Here is an 18,775-nt window from a genome sequence, read left to right as displayed (position 1 = left end):
TTAGTGCTTATTATACAGCAAATCGTTTACTTTTTTCGACAGACGTACACAAATGCAGGAGGCACATTCAAAGGCACATACTTGATATCTTCAATAATAAAGTGTTCGGAAAGCTGTTTCTTCATTTGAAGGGAGTACTGGAAGGCAATAAACATTCCGCCCGGCTTGAGTGACTTAACAATTTGGTCCACTAAAGTATCCCTTAGTTCACGTTCAAAATTAAAGAAGGGCAGTCCGCTGAATATACAATCCAGATAGATAATGTTTTTTTGATTAATGGTATTTTCTAAATGGGTAGCATTGGCGTGAGAAGAGAACTCGGGATAATTCAACCGCAGCTTTTTTCGCATGACATGATCCATTTCAAATAAAAATACATTTGCATCCCGGTTCACATTGGATTGAATGTAGCGGGTGATAGGACCTGTACCTGCTCCAAGCTCTGCAACAGCCTTAATATTATTCCAATCAACCTGTTTAACCATCTTTTTCGCCAGAAAACGGGAACTAGGTACCACACTTCCCACATTCTTCGGACTTTTCATAAACCGCTGTAAAAACAATAAATGCTGATTCATTCATTATTCCCCCTTATTTTTATTATTAAAATGAACTGAAAAAGGATAAAATATGATGTCCGAAGCTTGTACCCGCCGTGAAAAAAGTAAGTGTCCATACTAATGCGCTGGAGTAAGAAATAAGCATAAACTTTTTGAGTGATCCTCTGTTAAATCCGATAAGGAAGGGAAGGAAGTATCTGACCACAGGTATAAAAATACCGATACACATAGCCCAGTCTCCCCGTTGGCTCAAGATTTTTTCAGCTTTTTGAAAATTACGGTTGTGCTGAAATTTACGTTTTAAGTGCTGCCCAAACATTCTTCCTGCAAAATGAAACAGGGTAATGGCAGTCAAGAGACCAGAAAGAATAGATAAATAAGTCATGCCTGTATTTAAAACACCGCTGCGACTCAGAATAGCACCAGTAATCACTGTGATTTCGTTTGGAATCGGGACACCAAAGGGTCCAAGAGACAAAGCCACATAAAAAAACAAATAACCGTAATGGTCAATCAATGATAAAAGTGTGCTGCTGATGATCTGTCACCCTTTCTCTTTACTGATGTGATCATCTTAATGGAAAGAACTGAAGAAATTACGGGGAGGATTCTGAAGAACTTCTGAAGATTTAAATGTGCGTTAAAAAATATCCAACTGTTCAGTTTGTTTCTTTTTATTTGTAAGCGGTATCATTTAATATTAAAAGGAGTGTGTTAACTTGTTAATGAATCACATCAAACCAATAGCGGAACGGACAGAAGCACTGCCTGTCGGTAAAGGAAAACTTGGCGGCATGCTGTTCGGCGTAATAGAGTATAAGCATTTCCAACTGAATGAGGATACGTTGTGGTCAGGTTATTGCAAAGACTTAAATAACGCGCAGGCAGCAGAGGATTTGCCCAGAGTGGTTAAAAGGCGAATACTTGCGGGCCTACAGCTTTCGAAACAGATGCTGGGCGCATATAACCAATCCTATCTTCCGTTAGGTGATTTATATCTCCACTTCCCATGGTGATAAGGTTAAAGAGTACTCTAGATCTCTGAATCTGCAGACAGGTATTTACATAGTGAGTACTAAATTGTTTCCCATAAATGTTAAATATGAGGTAGTTATCTAGGTGGAGTGAAACTTATGGGTATGACAAACACTTGTTTTATCAATGCTACCGGTTTGAACCGGGCCGACATGCCAATATACTTACGACCCAAAGATAATGGTGAAACACTTAGGTCTGCTGCTAAGGACGTGGCAACGCTGGCGAGAAAACATATTCGTGATGACCCGGATTACTCTGAAGTTACAAGTATTCATTTTTAAAAGATGAGAAAAACCGATAATGAACCTATTGTCAATCCTAACTGGATGTTGGAGGCCGATCAAACAATTCCGGAATTGCAGAAGTATGCTTATGTCGTCCTGGATGGACTGAAGACAGGATAAACTCAAAATGCAGGATATTGCTTTACTGGAAATGCAGAAAGGAACGGAATGCGGTTAATAAGCGTTGTCATGGGAACACCATCAATTAGTAAGCGTTTTACAGAAACGGCAAAGGTACTAGACTATGGATTTAATAATTTCACTATAAAAAAATGATAGCGGTTGTCAGTCTATTGAATGGTGCGGAGACAACTTTAGTCAGGGGTGGAAAAGAACAAGAAATTTAAATATCAACAAAAAAGGGAATAATATCACCACCTAAGACCGCTTAATTTTAATCCTGGTGGACTAATTGACCCAGGGGCTGCAGGAACTAAAGACGGAACGGCGGCATTTATTTATAGTATTGACGAACAAAACCTCGTCCAAAAAAGAGTGGTTGATCTGATCACTGAATAAGAAGTAGAGGAGGCGGGCTGGTGCTTTCTGCTTCTTCAATCAATAGGGAATATCTTTAGCAAGTGGGCAGAAACTAAATTTCGAGGATTGTTTTTGTCCAACTGGCACCGCGCGTCTCAAACATTAAAGCCACCCATGTGGTGCTTCAATAATAATGTTAAGTCATGGAGCCGAGACTATTGGCTCTGTCTCTAAAATTCCACCTGTGGATTATTGCTTATCATTTATGAATTTGAAACCGGAATCTTGGAGACGATTTGAGCAGTCTCGTCACTTTGCAAAGGAAATCTGGGGAGGAGGCGAATAGTTCGGCTTCACTCTCAAATAAAAGATTAGCATATATACTATAAGAGTAAGGTAATCAAACTTTAACAGCTGTTAAAAGTGAAAGGTCATCTACAGTATCCACGCTGATAAATGGAGCTTCCTAATTTCTCGCTAAGTAAGAAGCAATATTGGCCGCATCCGCCTTCAGGAAAAGTACTTTATTTTGTTCTAATCCTCCAGTCGAAGCACATAAATATAGTTGGTTCATAGTTTTTTTCCAAATCTCTTTTATGAAAGCTTATTCACTTGGGTGTTGTTTAGTTTTCCATAAATACCTCTAGCACTTTCTTATGAAAATGCCCATTTACATTTGGATCAAATAAGTCATGAGAGTTATTGCCGAAAAGGATATCTTTACTGATGCTCTGCACTAAATATGGTTTTAAATCTTCAGGGACAAATAGTCCTAATGCTTGAGTAGAAAGTTCTTTGCAGCGGTCCATCGCTTTATAAAATACCGGCAGTTCATAAGGCATAGCCGAACCGCAAAGTATTCGAACGTCTGCGTTTACAAAGGAATCTTTCAAAGTGCGTTCGCTTAACGTACCACAATCAATCACAATGAAGTTATAGGTTTGGTTTAATTCAGGCGTGAAATATAAATCAATATGATCCATAACATAGGCATTTCCTCGTTTATCAGGCTTGAACAATTGGATAATATGAGCCAAGTGCTTACCGGTGTTTGCCTCCAAATAACAAGCCGTCCCACCATGAGCATTGATCCAGCAGGTCAAATTGAAGGCTGTGGTTGTAACGCCTACTCGTCGGTCACACCCTGCAATCGCTATTGTTATATTGGTGCAGCCGAAGCGGTACTGCTCATCATCCAATGGGAGGGAGGGCTTCACTTCTTGAAGAGGAATGCTCTTAAAGAGTGGTTTAAATCGCTGCATGCCATCCTCAGAAAAGCAAGCTCGAAGCTCCGTCTGAATCTCCTCAATTTCCGTAGCCGTAACAATATTCAGTAATCCGGCTAACGTCAATCGTTGCATAAAAGGACTGCTCATCGGCAGTCCTTCTGCTATGAGTATCACGCGCATATCATAAATGGTGAGATACGAGAGCAGGGCTTGGACTAATTCATCATCTGGCTCAGTAATCGCCGCACGGTCTAAGGCCACATAGCGGACATGAGAGAAATGCCGCATGTCTCTGACAACAAAGGATAAAAGCGAGAACTGCCCGACCAGTTTTTTTACGGGCAATTCCAATTCATCATCCAGAAAATCCAGTAGATTGACCCGAGCATTACTGGTTAGATATAAAATCAACATTCATCCCTCTTTCATTAGCAGTAGAATGAACCCGACGATCACTAGAGCCACGTAAAAGAAAAGTAAATCAAGGGTTCTGTATGTTTATTTTTTACAGCCACTTTATAAACCATGGGACGATAAATTAGGGTGGTTTCTCTAATAACAAAGACCCGCTGCAAAACGGGTCTCGTTGCATTACTTTCTTATTTTGTCAAATCCACCACAACCTTAATAGTCTCTTTGGCAGCAATGGCAGTTTCGAAGGCTTGCGGAAGTTCGTCTAGCGAATAACGATGGGTTACGATCGTCGCGATCGGCGTTTTCTTTCTCTCGATATGGTCGACGACTTTAGCAATGTCTTCGTGTGAATAACCACAAGCTCCAATAATTTTTATTTCTCTGCTCATAATATCGGCGAAGCTGACGGGAACGAGTTGCTTATAAACTGCAATTATTGAAAATCGAGCGTTCGGTTTGGCAAGCTGAAATGCCTGTAGGAAGAGGGGCTGTGCACCGGCGGCATCAATGAAGGCATCAACGTTGGGGACAGAGTGCCCGTAACAATCTGTTGTTCCGAAATACTCGATTAGCTTGGTGGCCAAGTCCTGCTTGCTCGTATTGATCGTCCTAGTTCCGAGCTCCTCCGCTTTGGACAAACGCCAGTCGTCAATGTCCACAACTACAACGTGCTTAATTCCTTCTCCGATCAAACCGGCTGCAGCGGATAACCCAATCGGTCCTGCTCCGAGAACGACGAAGTTCTCATGAGGCTGCGGATCCGTCGAAAACGCCCCGTGGAAGCCTACGCTCATAGGCTCCATAAGCACCGCTTCCTCCGCGCTGACCCCATCTGAGAACTCATATAAATTGTAGTTTAACTCCGCATCTTCTATGGCAACAAACTGGGAGAATCCCCCGATCTCGAGGGAATGCATTCTGCCGACTCTTTTCCCCGTTATCGGATTTACTCCCACGCGCATGCCGACTTTGACATCCTTGACCTCCGAGCCCGTTTCGACGACTTCTCCGAACAGTTCATGCCCGAACTCCTTGCCAAAACGAATGCCCATCTCCGTTCCGGCATTAACAATGTTGATATCCGTCCCGCAAATCCCACCCATGAGATTGCGGAGCAGTACGTCCTTCGGACCGATCTTCGGCATAGGCAATTCTTCTACTCTAACATCCTTAAGTCCGTGATAGATTCCAGCTCTCATATGTTACTTTCCTCCAATGGATAGGTTACACCTCTATCTTAGAGGACAGAAACTAACCTTGCAATTTACAGATTCCAACAATTTGTAAAATAAACGACAGTTAAGTGTAACTGTAAACTATCGTTCGAAACTTAGACGGTTTTAGCTAATTTTTTCACGTAAGGTTACGCAAAGGATTTAAACGAACGATTTTGTCAGCTAGATAATTTGGGGAATACGGGAGATCCTGTTCCAGCCAGAAAGTAATCGTACCGAACATCGCCGAGATGGCATACCATGAAGCGACTTCCTTCGGCATCTCATAGTCGGAAAGGGACCGCCTGTACTCATGGATGTGATTTACTGTCTTAGATTTCAGTGAATGGATAACTCGTTGATCGAATTGCGGCAATGCTTTCTGCACAAACAACAAATGATATACCACTCTGTTCTCTTGAATATAGGTTAATAAATACTCGAAAATTCGCTTCTCACGTTCTTCCCTCGGCAAAGCTTCATCGTAATAACGAAACACGACTTCCTGTATTTTCATGACGTATTCCTCTAAAAAATGCTCAATGAATTCTTCCATGTTTTTGTAGTGTAAATAAAAAGTCACTCGGTTTATTCCGGCTCTCGTTGTCAGGTTGTTGACGGATATCTTGAAGAAGGGCTTCTCTTGAAGCAGAATAACAAAAGCATCGTGCAGCAATTGTTTCGTTCGTTGGATTCGAAGATCAATTTTTTTCGTGTTTGACATCAAGGCACCTCGATTTTATGCAGAGCAGGTTTTCATCACGTTATAGTTTACATGGACAATGATCGGAAAACAACAGCATCGAAATAACGATATTTATTTAAATACCGAGCAGCTTAGGCATGGAAAGAACGTCGTCAATCGTATGGTTAAATTGGGAAACATATACTCCGAAACTGAGAATTATTTTTTTGAAAATTATACGATACGTTTCTGTACCAACATTTTCTTAGAAATACAAGAAACGATGAAGGAGTTTTATAAAAAGTGGCACTACAAAAAATCAAGCTGTCTTGTTTACTGACAAGATGGCTTGATTTTTTGTTTTGTCATTAATTACTCTTCTTATTCTTAGAAGGCATATTTTATCAATAAAATAGGGGAGCGAAATATCAAAAACAAGCTCCATTTACCTTTACGGGGGCACTATTTTTAATGATAATATCGCTTGAGATCAAAGCGACGTACAGCAAGAATAAACTCCAAAATTAATTGTTGCTTGCAATCTTCATTAAGTCTCCCATTTTGTCTAGAGTACTTATTAATTAGCGGCTCGTAACGATGAATAAGCTCTGCTTCAGCCTGTGTATCACCGTTTTGAGCGAGTTGAATCAGATGTATAACTTCACGCATATGAAAGGTCCTCCTTTGATCAATGTTGTCACCATTATTATCGAAGGAGGAGCACGTATGCGATAGTAAAAATTATGATTGAACTTCCAGGTGACTTTTAAGCTTCACCAATACATTCGATTTTGATTTAGTGATTGCCTGTCTCGTTACACCAATAAACTGAGCGACTTCCTTATCTGTTTTGTCTTGAAAAAATTTTAGATATAACACCTTTTTTTCTGAGGAGCTCAAAGTCTCAATGGCTTGTGAGAGTGCAGCATAATCCTCAAAAGTTATTGTAGTGCTTGTCCGGATATTAATGGCGATCTTTGGTTCACATTCATCAAACGGTACAAGAACAGAATCTCGATATAGCTTCTTGAAATAATCTCTGCTAGCGTGTTTAAGACATACTTTAGTATAGTTGCTAAACCCTTTTTCAACTGCTTTACAATCCCCATGTCTTGAGCCCATCTTTACCTCTCCTTTCATTATCTCTTATTTGGTAAATAGGAACTAGGTGGCAAAAAGGCAACTCAAAAGATATAAAAATATCCCTCAGAACAACTAGAGACCATATTTGATCTCTAGAAATTGGAGGGATATGTTATAGATAACGATGCGATTCTTTCATATGAAAAAGTTATTTATTGTTCGAGTATACGCAGATGAAAGATTTGAATGCAGGGAGGACACTGCAAACAACGAACCTTCCCTCCGTCAGTAAATCCGTGTCCTTTAGGTGATTCAAATTGCGCTACCATTGGTACTTAACGACTCCAATGACTTTTTTAAAAAATAACAAATAATCTTTGGTTTTCCAAATATTTGGTAGGTCTCTATGAGTCAATACTTGGGATATTATGGTGGTTTTATTGATCTGTTATTTATGCCTAACTCCGACGCTCTAACAGCGGAAGAAAAACAAATTACTTCTTTTTTTCTCGTAGATCGCTGGCTAAGAGGATCCCAATCATAAGAGACTTTTCCGGACCATATCCGTTCCATACCTGCTCCTAGTCCGTCTTGTAATATTTCGTTGGTTATGGATTTCTTATCAAAGGGATATTTATGAAAAAGTTCCTGGAAGCCGGAATGATTCCCATGAAGCAGGGGCAACCGTAAGCGCCATACTGGCTTGCCAGACCTTCTTCGTTAAGAAGACCTCCATTCCGATATTGGACAAAGACATGCGCTGTGCGAGTGTGGAGTGATAAGTTCAGCTGGATAAACAGTATTTGGGACAACAATTCGTTACGGATATCCTTTTGAATTCTTAAAGAGTAGCACATTTTCTAACGTGCAGGATATGCAATAGCTGCGATCTGTTACCAACACAATATAAAAATACTAAAAATGCAAAGTCAAGGGAATCTACAATGGCTTATTATCTATAGCAATTTTGTTTTGCTTCTCCATTACTACCTGCGCTTAACAATATTTATGAAGGAATGAATATGCTCGGTTTCCTGCCAAGGTCGTCGGAAAAAGAAATCAATTTGGTCGCATTATGTATACCGTCAGAATGCTAACGCTATATAAAATAATATATATTCGACGTTTTAGTCGTGATCGGCATAAATTGATAACTCTTGAGAGGAGAAATACCAAACATGATACGTAAATTTCCAGAACATTTTTTATGGGGAGCTTCCACTGCGGCTCATCAAGTAGAGGGAAATAATGTTCACTCTGATTTTTGGCTTATGGAAAATATAAACGGAAGTTCATTTACTGAGCCTTCTGGTGAGGCGGTAGACCATTTCCGGCTCTATAGAGGAGATATAGGGTTATTAACGGGACTCGGGTTGAATACGTATCGATTCTCTATCGAATGGGCTCGAATCGAACCCGAGGAAGGGAAGTTCGACGAAACAGCCATCCAGCACTATAAAGATGTACTGGAAGCTTGTAAAGAATACAATGTTACTCCGATTGTGACGTTGCATCACTTTACCTCTCCGCAATGGCTCATCCAGGCGGGAGGTTGGGAGTCGGAGGAGACGCCGGAACGATTTGCCCGCTATTGCGAATATGTCATGTCCAAGCTTGGGGATGCGATTCCTTATGTCTGTACGATTAATGAAGCGAACATTGCAATCGGCATCAAAAAAATCATGGAAAAACATCAGTCCGGGGGGAACGCCCAAGTCGGAATCAACACAGGAATGATGACTCGAATGCAAAATTATTACGCCGAATTGGGCAAAGCCTTCGGCATTTCTCCCCAAGAAATAAACACTTTTTTGGCTCCGCGCTCTGATCAAGGAATGGAAATTATCTTTCGGGCCCATACGAAAGCGAGAGATGCAATTAGACAAGTGTGTCCGACAGCTTCGATCGGTATCACTTTATCTTTGTATGACTTTCAATCTGTTCCAGGGGGAGAGGATCATGCTGCAAATGAACTGTATGAGGAGTTTCTACAGTTTCTTCCCTATCTTCAGAACGATGATTTCTTTGGCCTGCAAAATTATACGCGATCGGTTTTCGGTCCTGATGGCATGCTACCTGTTCCGGAAGATGCAGAGACTACCCAGATGGGCTATGAATATTATCCGCAAGGATTGGAATCAGTTATTCGCAAAGCCTTTGAGCATCTGAATAAGCCGATAATAGTGACGGAAAATGGAGTGGCGACGGACGATGACGAGAAGCGAATAGCTTTTATCAATCGCGCTCTGGAGGGGGTACACGCTTGCATTTCTGATGGAATTCCTGTTCTTGGTTATATGCACTGGTCATTACTGGACAACTTCGAATGGCAGCTGGGCTATTCTAAACGATTCGGGTTAATTGAAGTAGATCGATCCACGCAAAAGAGGATACCGAAAAGAAGTGCATACCATTTCGGAAGTATTGCAAAAAATCGAACCATCTAGCGGTGATAAGCCATTCTTCTGAATGGCTTATTCTTCATCTTCAGGCATAACTTCCGAATGGTCTGAAAAAAGAGCGGGTAGAATGAGTTCGCTCACGGCGCCGTTATTATTATAAAAATGCCATCTTGCTTTTTCTTCAAACAGCAAAGAGAGACGCTGTACGCTATTGCGTATACCAATATGCTCGCCGTTTTGGTCCTCAATAATCTGACCATGATTTAGCCGATCGAGTAGGTGAGTCGGATAACCGTTCCCCGTGTCAGAAATTATGATCTTGGCAAACGGGTAGAAGTCGATCTCGAATGTGTCTACTTTAATCGATATGTGGATACATCTATCTGCCTGGATAGCATATTTGATGGAATTTTCCACAAAATTTTGGATCAGCATGGGGGGCACTAGCATGTCTTCTACCATTTTATTAGTATTAATGGAATAGGTGAATTTGTTATTGTAGCGTATCGATTGGATCTGAAGGTAAGTTTTTACATGTTTGATTTCTTCATATAGCGGGACTAGGTCGATATCCACTTTGGTCATGTATCGATAAAAATCAACTGAATGAATAATCAGTCTCCTGGCTGTCTGGGAATCACCATTCTCAAGCAGATTATAAACCATGTTCAAAGAGTTAATAATAAAATGTGGTCGTACTTGCAATTGAAGATTGCGAAGCTGAGACTTCTGAGCCTTGAGTTCTTCTTCGTAGACACTTATTTTTAAATATTGGACCTCGTCCATCATCTGGTTAAACGTTTGGTTTACGATGGCGATTTCATTGGATACGCGGTAGGGAGGAATTCGGTATTGCAGATCTCCGCGTTGGATATGTTTCATTGCTTTATTTAATTGTTGTAAAGGTTGAACCACGATCTGCCTCAGCAATAAAAAAATGAACGGCAGCAGTAATGCGACCATGACAGAAATAGCTAGTATATACTTTTGCATAAAGGGGAATGTTTCCATGATCGTTTTTAACTGGATGATCTCTACGAATGAGATCGGTGCTGCAGAGGAGGACGCTGTAACGATCAGGCTATTTTTAGGATGTATAAAATTGGAGCTTGCCACGTCATCATTTGACAATAATAATAGGGAAGCGCTCTCATCTTTAGGCGCATACTGGCCTACAAGTCTGTCCAAATTGATATATACCCCGGTCAAAACGGCGTTGTCACCTTTACTAATATAGAGCATACTGCTATGGCCGTCTATCTTTACGAGATTCCAGTTCGCATTCAATCTGTCCATTTCTAAACTGTGAGCAGTCTCCAAGACAAGGGATTTGATGGCATCTCGTTCTTCCGATTTTAAGCTAGTCTTGTTGGCCGAGATAAAATCATTATCGGTATAGACAAAAAGCGTATCGATGATGTTGTTATAATTAATGATTTGTTCCGAGAGCTTCAGAGAAATTCTTTGCTTGGCTAACATGGACTTCGGTTCACTTTTGCTTAAGGCCAACTGGGGGTCATTTTCGAAAAAAGCGGTAGTAATTGCGAAGCTGGCAGCATTTTTCAGTTGGTTGTCAATCTGAATCCAATAGGACTCCATCATGTTCAAATGAGTACTTTTAATCTGTTCAACGAGGGTGGATCGGGATTGGTAATTATTGTAGATAAACAAAACGATCAAGGGAATAAGAATAGTGAAAACGGCGAGAATCTTAAAGAGAATCGAATTGGGAAAACCTGTATAATAAAAGTGCTTCATGATCATGCAACTCCTCGATGTTAGGTTTACACTAATCTTGCTAAAACAATTATACTTTTGGATGGAATAAAGTCAAACCGTAACAGGAGGTTTATTTTCACCATGAATGTAATGATCGTTGACGATGAATTAAGTGCGATCGAGGCTGTTCGGAACGGAATTCAATGGGAAACATTGGGGATCGGGAAAGTGTACACTGCCACGAATGTGCAGGATGCCATTCGTCAATTCCAAAAAAGATCGATAGATATTTTGCTTAGCGATATAGAAATGCCGATGGGGTCAGGGCTTGAGTTATTAAAATGGACTAATGAGCATTACCCCAATGTAAAATGCATTTTTATGACATGTCATGCTGATTTTCACTTTTTGCAAGAAGCCATGCAATTAGGCAGTGTCGACTACATTCTGAAACCATTGGAATTTTCTAAAGTAGAACTCGTCCTAAAAAAAACAATGGAAAAGATCTTAACAAATAGAATCTTGAAAGAGAATAGTAATTCTTGGATCCAGAACAAGGAAACAGTGATCAGGCAGTTTTGGAAAGATTTCTTCCTTGGCGAAATATCGCCAAACAAGGAGAGTTTGATGAACTACTTCCGTCAGAAGAGACTGGATATCCGTCTCGAGAGTTACTACCTTCCCATCCTTGTCGTTACGAAGAAATGGACTGAGCCTGTTAATAAAGTGGATCAAAAACTGCTTCAATATGCATTGAGAAACATAGCCAACGAAATTTTAGTAATTCCGGAAATCGAAAGGGAAGTGCTTCCGTTTTCGGAAATGTCCGTTCTGATAATGCTACGATTGGATACAGAACTGGAAGAACATCGTCTAAATAACATTATCGAGGATTGCTGTAGACAATTAATTGCTGCTGCATCGAAGTATATCAAGGAGATCATTTGTTGTTATGTTGGAATCAAAGATTCCATTTATGAAATGCCATCAAGCATAGAAGCTCTACAAGAGAGAGATTTTAATAATGTAATTCACGAGTCCGAAGTATTTTTCCTTTATCAGGAACAACAATTTGATACCGTAATTTATTCGGACAATCCTATCGGTGAATGGAGAGAATGGCTAAAACAAGGCAGATATGAGGAGATACTGAGTGATATTAGAGATCGATTGACACACACAAAAAAATCCATTATTAATCGCGATTTTCTAAATCACTTCACTAGAGATTTTTATTATCTTATCTTTGAATTTGCCAATGATCGTAGCATTTTTGTCAATGAACTATTGGGAGATCCACAGTCTAATCTCTTGTTAAAAAACTCCTTGGAATCCTTGGAAGGCCTGTTGGATTGGGTGAGCCATACTTTGAACATCATGCGAAATTTCGATAAGACGAATGCGAATCGCAGCAATCCAGTGGAAAGGACGAAGAACTATATCCAACTTCATCTATCGGAAGAAATTTCAATGGAACATATTGCAAACAATGTATATCTAAATGCGGATTACCTAACTAGAATTTTCAAAAAAGAGGTTGGCGTATCCATTAGCAGGTACATCATTAACAAGAAAATGGAAGTAGCAAAAGAACTTCTTATTCATACAGACAAAAGCATAGGGGATGTTGCTATGTTAGTCGGTTATTACAATTATTCCAGTTTCAATCGTATATTTACCAAAGAAATAGGAACCTCTCCTCAAGAATTCAAAAACAGCAACATAAAAAAATCATCTACGGATTAGTCGAAAATTAGAACCCATATAGTGGAATAATATGGGTTATCTCCTGTCTCAAATAATGAAGGCAAATTAGATAGCTGAGCCATCCCCCTGGATCATTCTTTTATCAGGAGGGACGGCTCTTTTTTTACTTACTATTCGAATGCTGTTCAGTGACCTCACCTTTTTCAGAATTGAATAGTTCGATAGGAACACAGGATATTTTACTTGGAGCATTTCACTCTGGCTTTATCCGATATTGCTTCGGCGTCATCCGTTCTATGCGGCTGAAGGTCTTGATAAAGTGGCTCTGATCATGGAATTGAAGCTGAGTCGCGATTTCCGAAATCGATAGTTTCGAGAAAGTCAGCCACTTTTTAGCCTCATGTACCTTTTCTCTATGGATGTATTCTGTAATAGTCATGCCGACCTCTTTTTTAAATAACCTCGATAGATAACTTCCATTCAAATGAACATGATCGGCAAGCTGTTGCAGTTCAATCTTCTGATAGAGATGGTTGTGAATATATTGCTGCGCGTTCAATACCCCTGGGGAATAATTATGCTTTAGAGCTTCCTTCACGCGTCTAGCGTATTCCAAATAAGCTTCCCTAATCGTTCCAAACAGATCAGGGAAATCCGGCTTCGATTCGATGCGATCGATAAACATCTCGCTGAGCGAATAAGAAATTTTGGAGTCTAGCCCCCCCTCGATGGCCGCACGGCACGCAATGGTAATCGCGGTAATTGCCAAATTTTTGTCATTGCGGACTTTGTTGTTTTTAGTCACCGTTGGCATTTCTTCCGCAGGAGGTGGAAAGGACAGCGATTTTGCGATTTCCTCGTGCCGCCCTTCTTTAATCAAACGCATTGTATTCTTTTCATAAATATAATCAAAGTGAGTCGTATCCATTACTCTTTGATTCAATAAATACAATTCCAGATTCATTTGGTTCGAGGACGGCAGAGGGAACCAACTACTCAGGCGGACCACCAGTGCATCATCTATGGAGTCATTAAAAATTAAGAAATAAGCTAGCTGAGCAAAATGAATGACTCTTTGTTTGCTATACACCGGAAGAGATACATAATACCCATTCAATGTGTCCTTAAGCTGCATCGGTACTTGGTATTGGATGAGTAGTTCATAAATCGAACTTGCGGTTACTTTAAGCGTAGCGCTTGGTCCCATTACGAAGAAGTAGGGTGTTCTTTCTTGATCTTGGAGTTTGATACCTATATAACATTCATAATCGTTAGTTGCACGGATGAAAGGGACTCCGTATTTGTCTGACTCAAAGAAGAGTTGTGAAAACAGTTTTTCTCGATTAGGGAAAAGAGGGTGCCCTAAAATATAGGAATAGTATGAATCGCGAAGGCTACCGTCTAAATTGATCGTAAAGACAGGCATTCCTGTATTCTGCAGCAGAAGCTGCGAGATAGCAGCGAGTTTCTCTTCCTGGATAACAAACATAAAGTTCACCTCTAATGGAAGTAAAATATATACAACTAACATCAACATTATACTATAAAAAGGAACAATAACCGCTTACAATTTCGTTATAAGATCTTAAGGAGGTTGAGTGTGGAAAAACACAAGAATACAGCACTTTCTAACGAAGAGCGTGTTGAGGATTTGCTCTCTCACATGACATTGGAGCAAAAAGTTTCGCAGCTTCAGTGCATAATGCTGACAACGGAGCCTGTACAGGCTCTGCAAAGATTCCCTGACGGCATCGGCGAAGCGACCGTATTCGGTGGCGGCGGACAGACAGTAGAGGAAAATGCGGACTTTGTTAACACTGTACAAGATACCGTGATTGGAAAGAATGATCTCGAAATTCCAACTTTATTTCATGCAGAAGCCGTTACGGGGCTAAATGCGGTTGGCGCAACAATTTTCCCATCGGCCATCGGACTCGGTGCGACGTTCCAACCTGATACGGTAGAACGGATGGCTGATATTATACGCAAGCAGATGCTAGCGGTTGGCGTACGCCAAGCACTTTCACCAGTAATGGATGTTGCTCGAGATCCACGTTGGGGGAGAGTCGGCGAGACATACGGAGAAGATCCCACGTTATGTGCGGTGATGAGCGTCGCCTTTACCAAAGGGCTACAGGGAGATGATTTAAAGGAAGGAGTTGTGGCTACCGGTAAGCATTTTCTCGGATATAGCTACGGCGAGGGGGGCTTAAACATGGCCTCGAATCCGATCCCTCCGCGTGAGCTGCGAGAGGTGTATGCCAAGCCATTTCAGGCTGCAATCTCGGAGGCAGGGTTGCAATCCGTCATGAACTCTTACGGTACGATTGATGGAGAGTTAGTGATTAAGTCCAAGCATATATTAACGGAAATGCTACGCGATGAGATGGGCTTCGATGGCTTGCTTGTTTCTGATTATATGTCAATTAACAGAGCGGTGGATTTGAAGGTCAGTCAGAATCCTAAAAGTGGCGGCATCGAAGCATTGCAGGCGGGTTTAGATAGCGAATTGCCGACACCTTACGGTTTTACGAATGCACTAATCGAAGGGGTACATGAGGGACTTATTGATGATGAGATTATTAATCGTTCGGTTCGCCGGGTGATGATGGCGAAAGTGGCTCTTGGGCTGTTCGAAAATCCTTATGCAAGAACGGATTTGATAGAGGAGGCATACAATCAAGAGTTCACAAGGAGTCAGAGCTTAAAGGCAGCAAAAGAATCGATCGTCTTGCTTAAGAACGATGGAATTCTCCCTTTACAGAAGGACATCAAGAAGATTACCGTCATAGGTCCCCATGGCGATTCCATCCGAATGTTGTTCGGTTGTTATACGTACCCTGCGACGATCGAAATGATACTGGGCGGGGCTGCTACCGAGATGGCTGGGTTAATGGCGGATGACACAGAGCTTGCTGCAGGCGCTTCACCATTCCTGGAAGGCAGCAATGTCCGCGAAAAGTCGCCGTTGGTCACGGAGACGATTCAACAGTTGTATGGAGGTACGACGCCAACGATTCTTGCTTCAATCCAGGCTAAATGCCCTAATGCTGAGGTGGTGTACGTTCGCGGCGCTGAAGTTGCCGGGACGAATCGTAGTGGATTCGAGGCGGCGGTAGCGGCTGCAAAAGAAGCGGATGTTGTGATCTTAACGGTTGGCGGTAAGTACGGATGGGGGAGTAACTGCACAATCGGAGAGGGGGTTGATAGTGACCACATTGGTCTCCCTGGGGTACAGGAGGATCTGGCGAGGGCAATTTGTGAAACTGGGACTCCAGCAGTCTTGGTGCACATGGATGCGAAACCGCTCTCCAGCGAGTATATTACCGAACATTTCCCTGCGATCATTGAAAATTGGTTTCCAGGTATAACCGGCGGCCAGGCAATCGCAGATGTGCTGTTCGGCGATTATAATCCTGCCGGACGTCTGCCAATGACGGCCGCACGGAATACCGGACAAATTCCAATCTATGCATCGCATCGGGTGGGGAACAGTTACACTCCGGTGAAGGGGATGGTCTTGGCTAAATATGCTGAGGGTTCCAAACGACCGCTGTTCACGTTTGGTGAAGGAAAAAGCTACACGGAATTTTCGTACTCCAACCTGACGCTGGACAAGAAAAAGGTGAAAGCGGACGGTATCATTCGCCTTTCTTTTGAAGTTACCAATATCGGGGAGCGAGATGGCGAAGAAGTCGTACAAGTTTATGTCAGCGATGACTTGTCGAGCGTGGTACGTCCCGTCAAGGAGCTTGCAGGGTTTCAACGCATCGCTATTGCAGCAGGTGAAAAAAAATTAGTTGCGTTCTCCCTACGGGCGGATCAGTTTGCATTCCTCGATAGCAAAATGGATTGGATCGTTGAGGCAGGGACAATGACAGTGACAGTCGGGGGCTCCTCTGAGGATATTCGATTATCGGATACATTCGAGATAGAGAATACGGCGTATATTGTAGGAAAGGATCGAGGTTTCTACGCAAAACCAATTGCGTAAGTGTCGTTTCTTACTCAAAGTGTGAATTTATTTTCACAATTAAGCAGGGAATTGCTCTCAGGAGGTTGATCTATTGAACAATATAGTCAAGAAAAGCGCCCATTTGGTAGATCCCGATTTGAAAGCACATACCGACCTTCTTCCCGATATGATCTTAAGCCCTGAAACTCTCGCACAGGCACGTCAACAAATAAAACAGTGGATTGTACCAAATCCCGGAAATATCCCCGTCAATATGACCGTAGAATTTATTCCTGGACCTGTAGGCGCACCAGATGTAAGGATAATCATTTTTACACCCCATAACTCACCTGCTCCTAGACCAGTGTATTTACAAATTCACGGGGGAGGTATGGTTACAGGGACTGCGGATATGGGGAATGTGGCTAACGCTGCATTAGCAGCCGAAATGGGTTGTACCGTTGTTTCAGTAGATTATCGTTTAGCTCCTGAAAATCCGCATCCGGCACCGATTGAGGATTGTTACGTGGCTTTAAAATGGGTTCATTCCCATGCTCAAGAACTTGGGGTCGATAATGAAAGGATTGCCATTGGTGGAGAAAGCGCTGGTGGGGGTCTTGCAGCGTCTCTCGCCGTCCTAGCCCGCGACCGGGGTGAGGTTAAGATCATTTTTCAACGATTAGTCATTCCAATGCTTGATGATCGCACATGTGTTGGTGCCTCTCATCCCTACAACGGCGAGTATGGCTGGACCATCCAAAACAACTATTTTGGCTGGAAGTCCCTTCTTGGCCACGAACCGGGAATCGATGGAGTTTCTCCCTATGCTTCGGCGCCGCGTGCGACAGAACTTTCTGGGTTGCCCCCAACATTCATCAGTATTGGTGCAATTGAACTCTTTCTTGATGAATGTTTAGATTACGCAAAAAGATTGATTCATGCAGGTGTTCCAACCGAATTACATGTATATCCAGGAGTTCACCACCTTGCCTACATTGCACCAGACGCACGCTTTCATCAAGCTCATAATAAAGCCATGAATGATGCGCTGAGGCGTGCATTCTATGGGTAAATCACTCAGAATCAAGTACTAGGGGACGACTAACCCCCTTCTTCTCACACCACCGTACATGCGGGTCCGCATATTGCGGTTCCAAAGAAGGTTATCAAAGCTCCAAGTAACGAGAAAGCAGACATTTTCAGTCCTTTCGCCTCCAATAGGAGGTCGGAAGGGCATTGTTCAATGTTCCGGGACATTTCCCAAGGGCCTCGCCGGGATTTACCCAAGACTATACAGGCCCATTCCGGCACCTTGAGCGCCCTCAGTTCGCGGATTCGCGTTCGAACTCGCTTGCACTGCTTCCACAGGCACATGCGCAGCCGTCTGCAAATCCAGCCATCGAATTGCTCAAGATGACTCTTTGCCGTAGCCAGCCCATTGTATAGCGGTATCATGAATTTGAGCTGGCTGTAAATTTTTTCCTAGCCTTCATTGTTATTAAACTAGTTGAGGGCAGAGAGAGGAAAGATACTACTAGATTTTAATTCAATTATTACTACGGTAGCGGATCGGATAGAACATGCCGAACACCGGCATGTTTCTTGGCGAGACGGAGCAGGGGCTTTGCACCGATCTCCCTGTTGCTTCCGGTGCTGGGGCGGATTGAGGCCAGCGGAACAGAGCACCAATTTGTTGGCGCGTTCTCCCTATGGGCGGATCAGTTTGCATTCCTCGATAGCAAAATGGATTGGATCGTTGAGGCAGGGACAATGACAGTGACAGTCGGGGGCTCCTCTGAGGATATTCGATTATCGGATACATTCGAGATAGAGAATACTGGGCATATCATATGTAAGGACAGAGGGCTTCTACGCAAACCAATGGTGTAAAAGTAAGTTTTCGCTTGATACCAGGAAGTTATTCCCTTGCTTGCGGATTTCTGTAACAATGCAGTATACAGCGAATGCGTGCAAGCAGATCAACGCGCCAGTTAAACGAATACGT

Annotated in this window: 16 protein-coding genes; 7 read left to right on the top strand and 9 right to left on the bottom strand. The window is 42.2% G+C overall.

The genetic code is table 11. The annotated features are described in order from the left end of the window. Window positions 1-26: 26 nt before the first annotated feature. Both TX85_RS22660 and TX85_RS26105 read right to left on the bottom strand, forming a co-directional pair. Window positions 27-578 (bottom strand): class I SAM-dependent methyltransferase, encoded by a 552-nt coding sequence (locus TX85_RS22660; RefSeq protein ID WP_044482118.1) that lies wholly within the window; start codon window positions 576-578, stop codon window positions 27-29. Window positions 579-603: 25 nt separating this feature from the next. Beyond that, window positions 604-1,077 (bottom strand): DedA family protein, encoded by a 474-nt coding sequence (locus tag TX85_RS26105; protein WP_233500833.1) that lies wholly within the window; start codon window positions 1,075-1,077, stop codon window positions 604-606. Between the two features lie 208 nt (window positions 1,078-1,285). Here TX85_RS26105 and TX85_RS22655 point away from each other — a divergent pair, with 208 nt between their 5' ends. Both TX85_RS22655 and TX85_RS25570 read left to right on the top strand, forming a co-directional pair. After that, window positions 1,286-1,576: a glycoside hydrolase N-terminal domain-containing protein gene (locus TX85_RS22655; RefSeq protein ID WP_233500841.1), complete on the top strand. Its 291-nt coding sequence runs from the start codon at window positions 1,286-1,288 to the stop codon at window positions 1,574-1,576. Window positions 1,577-1,693: 117 nt separating this feature from the next. Next, window positions 1,694-1,879: a hypothetical protein gene (locus TX85_RS25570; protein ID WP_049895189.1), complete on the top strand. Its 186-nt coding sequence runs from the start codon at window positions 1,694-1,696 to the stop codon at window positions 1,877-1,879. A gap of 1,106 nt (window positions 1,880-2,985) precedes the next feature. On the opposite strand, the gene TX85_RS27835 is transcribed toward TX85_RS25570, so the two are convergent. From TX85_RS27835 to TX85_RS22620, 5 genes are all read right to left on the bottom strand, one after another. After that, entirely contained in the window at window positions 2,986-4,005 is a 1,020-nt protein-coding gene (locus tag TX85_RS27835; protein ID WP_233500832.1) for a hypothetical protein, read from the bottom strand. A gap of 185 nt (window positions 4,006-4,190) precedes the next feature. Continuing rightward, window positions 4,191-5,204: a zinc-dependent alcohol dehydrogenase gene (locus TX85_RS22640; RefSeq protein ID WP_044482115.1), complete on the bottom strand. Its 1,014-nt coding sequence runs from the start codon at window positions 5,202-5,204 to the stop codon at window positions 4,191-4,193. A gap of 154 nt (window positions 5,205-5,358) precedes the next feature. Next, on the bottom strand, window positions 5,359-5,943 hold the full coding sequence (locus TX85_RS22635; RefSeq protein ID WP_044482114.1) for a TetR/AcrR family transcriptional regulator: 585 nt from the start codon (window positions 5,941-5,943) through the stop codon (window positions 5,359-5,361). A gap of 429 nt (window positions 5,944-6,372) precedes the next feature. Beyond that, complete coding sequence (locus TX85_RS22625) at window positions 6,373-6,573, bottom strand: helix-turn-helix domain-containing protein (RefSeq protein ID WP_044482111.1); 201 nt, start codon at window positions 6,571-6,573, stop codon at window positions 6,373-6,375. A gap of 72 nt (window positions 6,574-6,645) precedes the next feature. Then, a complete protein-coding gene (locus TX85_RS22620; RefSeq protein ID WP_044482110.1) occupies window positions 6,646-7,026 on the bottom strand; it encodes a sigma-70 family RNA polymerase sigma factor in 381 nt (126 codons plus the stop codon). 1,118 nt (window positions 7,027-8,144) lie between these two features. On the opposite strand from TX85_RS22620, the gene TX85_RS22615 reads away from it, so the two are divergent. After that, window positions 8,145-9,434 (top strand): glycoside hydrolase family 1 protein, encoded by a 1,290-nt coding sequence (locus TX85_RS22615; protein ID WP_233500831.1) that lies wholly within the window; start codon window positions 8,145-8,147, stop codon window positions 9,432-9,434. A 27-nt stretch (window positions 9,435-9,461) separates the two neighbouring features. Here TX85_RS22615 and TX85_RS22610 read toward each other — a convergent pair whose 3' ends face one another. Continuing rightward, window positions 9,462-11,147: a sensor histidine kinase gene (locus tag TX85_RS22610; RefSeq protein ID WP_044482108.1), complete on the bottom strand. Its 1,686-nt coding sequence runs from the start codon at window positions 11,145-11,147 to the stop codon at window positions 9,462-9,464. A gap of 102 nt (window positions 11,148-11,249) precedes the next feature. Between TX85_RS22610 and TX85_RS22605 the strand changes: the two genes are divergently transcribed. Next, the gene (locus tag TX85_RS22605) at window positions 11,250-12,854 is read left to right on the top strand and encodes a response regulator transcription factor (RefSeq protein WP_044482107.1); all 1,605 of its coding nucleotides are present in this window, start codon (window positions 11,250-11,252) and stop codon (window positions 12,852-12,854) included. Window positions 12,855-13,068: 214 nt separating this feature from the next. Here the strand turns inward: TX85_RS22605 and TX85_RS22600 are convergent, their stop codons facing one another. After that, window positions 13,069-14,304 carry a helix-turn-helix domain-containing protein gene (locus TX85_RS22600; RefSeq protein WP_044482105.1) on the bottom strand — a complete coding sequence of 412 codons (1,236 nt, stop codon included), beginning with the start codon at window positions 14,302-14,304 and terminating at the stop codon, window positions 13,069-13,071. 111 nt (window positions 14,305-14,415) lie between these two features. Here TX85_RS22600 and TX85_RS22595 point away from each other — a divergent pair, with 111 nt between their 5' ends. The 3 genes from TX85_RS22595 to TX85_RS22585 all read left to right on the top strand — a co-directional run bounded on the left by TX85_RS22595 (window position 14,416) and on the right by TX85_RS22585 (window position 18,660). Next, window positions 14,416-16,809 carry a glycoside hydrolase family 3 N-terminal domain-containing protein gene (locus tag TX85_RS22595; protein ID WP_199558853.1) on the top strand — a complete coding sequence of 798 codons (2,394 nt, stop codon included), beginning with the start codon at window positions 14,416-14,418 and terminating at the stop codon, window positions 16,807-16,809. A gap of 73 nt (window positions 16,810-16,882) precedes the next feature. Continuing rightward, complete coding sequence (locus TX85_RS22590; RefSeq protein ID WP_199558852.1) at window positions 16,883-17,842, top strand: alpha/beta hydrolase; 960 nt, start codon at window positions 16,883-16,885, stop codon at window positions 17,840-17,842. A gap of 530 nt (window positions 17,843-18,372) precedes the next feature. Further along, window positions 18,373-18,660, top strand: coding sequence for a hypothetical protein (locus tag TX85_RS22585; RefSeq protein ID WP_148444400.1), 288 nt, complete (start codon window positions 18,373-18,375; stop codon window positions 18,658-18,660). Window positions 18,661-18,775 lie beyond the last annotated feature (115 nt).

It is taken from the genome of Paenibacillus antibioticophila (assembly GCF_000455265.1).
Lineage (GTDB): Bacteria > Bacillota > Bacilli > Paenibacillales > Paenibacillaceae > Fontibacillus > Fontibacillus antibioticophila.
Note: the sequence above shows the minus strand (reverse complement) of the source record. Positions and strands in the feature narration are given on the sequence as shown.

What these genes read in the sequence shown, in the direction of transcription:
- TX85_RS25570 (WP_049895189.1), top strand. Translation starts at nt 1,694, where the DNA reads ATGGGTATGACAAACACTTGTTTTATCAATGCTACCGGTTTGAACCGG.
- TX85_RS22610 (WP_044482108.1), bottom strand. Translation starts at nt 11,147, where the DNA reads ATGAAGCACTTTTATTATACAGGTTTTCCCAATTCGATTCTCTTTAAG.
- TX85_RS22635 (WP_044482114.1), bottom strand. Translation starts at nt 5,943, where the DNA reads ATGTCAAACACGAAAAAAATTGATCTTCGAATCCAACGAACGAAACAA.
- TX85_RS22620 (WP_044482110.1), bottom strand. Translation starts at nt 7,026, where the DNA reads ATGGGCTCAAGACATGGGGATTGTAAAGCAGTTGAAAAAGGGTTTAGC.
- TX85_RS22655 (WP_233500841.1), top strand. Translation starts at nt 1,286, where the DNA reads ATGAATCACATCAAACCAATAGCGGAACGGACAGAAGCACTGCCTGTC.
- TX85_RS22660 (WP_044482118.1), bottom strand. Translation starts at nt 578, where the DNA reads ATGAATCAGCATTTATTGTTTTTACAGCGGTTTATGAAAAGTCCGAAG.
- TX85_RS27835 (WP_233500832.1), bottom strand. Translation starts at nt 4,005, where the DNA reads ATGTTGATTTTATATCTAACCAGTAATGCTCGGGTCAATCTACTGGAT.
- TX85_RS22625 (WP_044482111.1), bottom strand. Translation starts at nt 6,573, where the DNA reads ATGCGTGAAGTTATACATCTGATTCAACTCGCTCAAAACGGTGATACA.
- TX85_RS22600 (WP_044482105.1), bottom strand. Translation starts at nt 14,304, where the DNA reads ATGTTTGTTATCCAGGAAGAGAAACTCGCTGCTATCTCGCAGCTTCTG.
- TX85_RS22605 (WP_044482107.1), top strand. Translation starts at nt 11,250, where the DNA reads ATGAATGTAATGATCGTTGACGATGAATTAAGTGCGATCGAGGCTGTT.
- TX85_RS22640 (WP_044482115.1), bottom strand. Translation starts at nt 5,204, where the DNA reads ATGAGAGCTGGAATCTATCACGGACTTAAGGATGTTAGAGTAGAAGAA.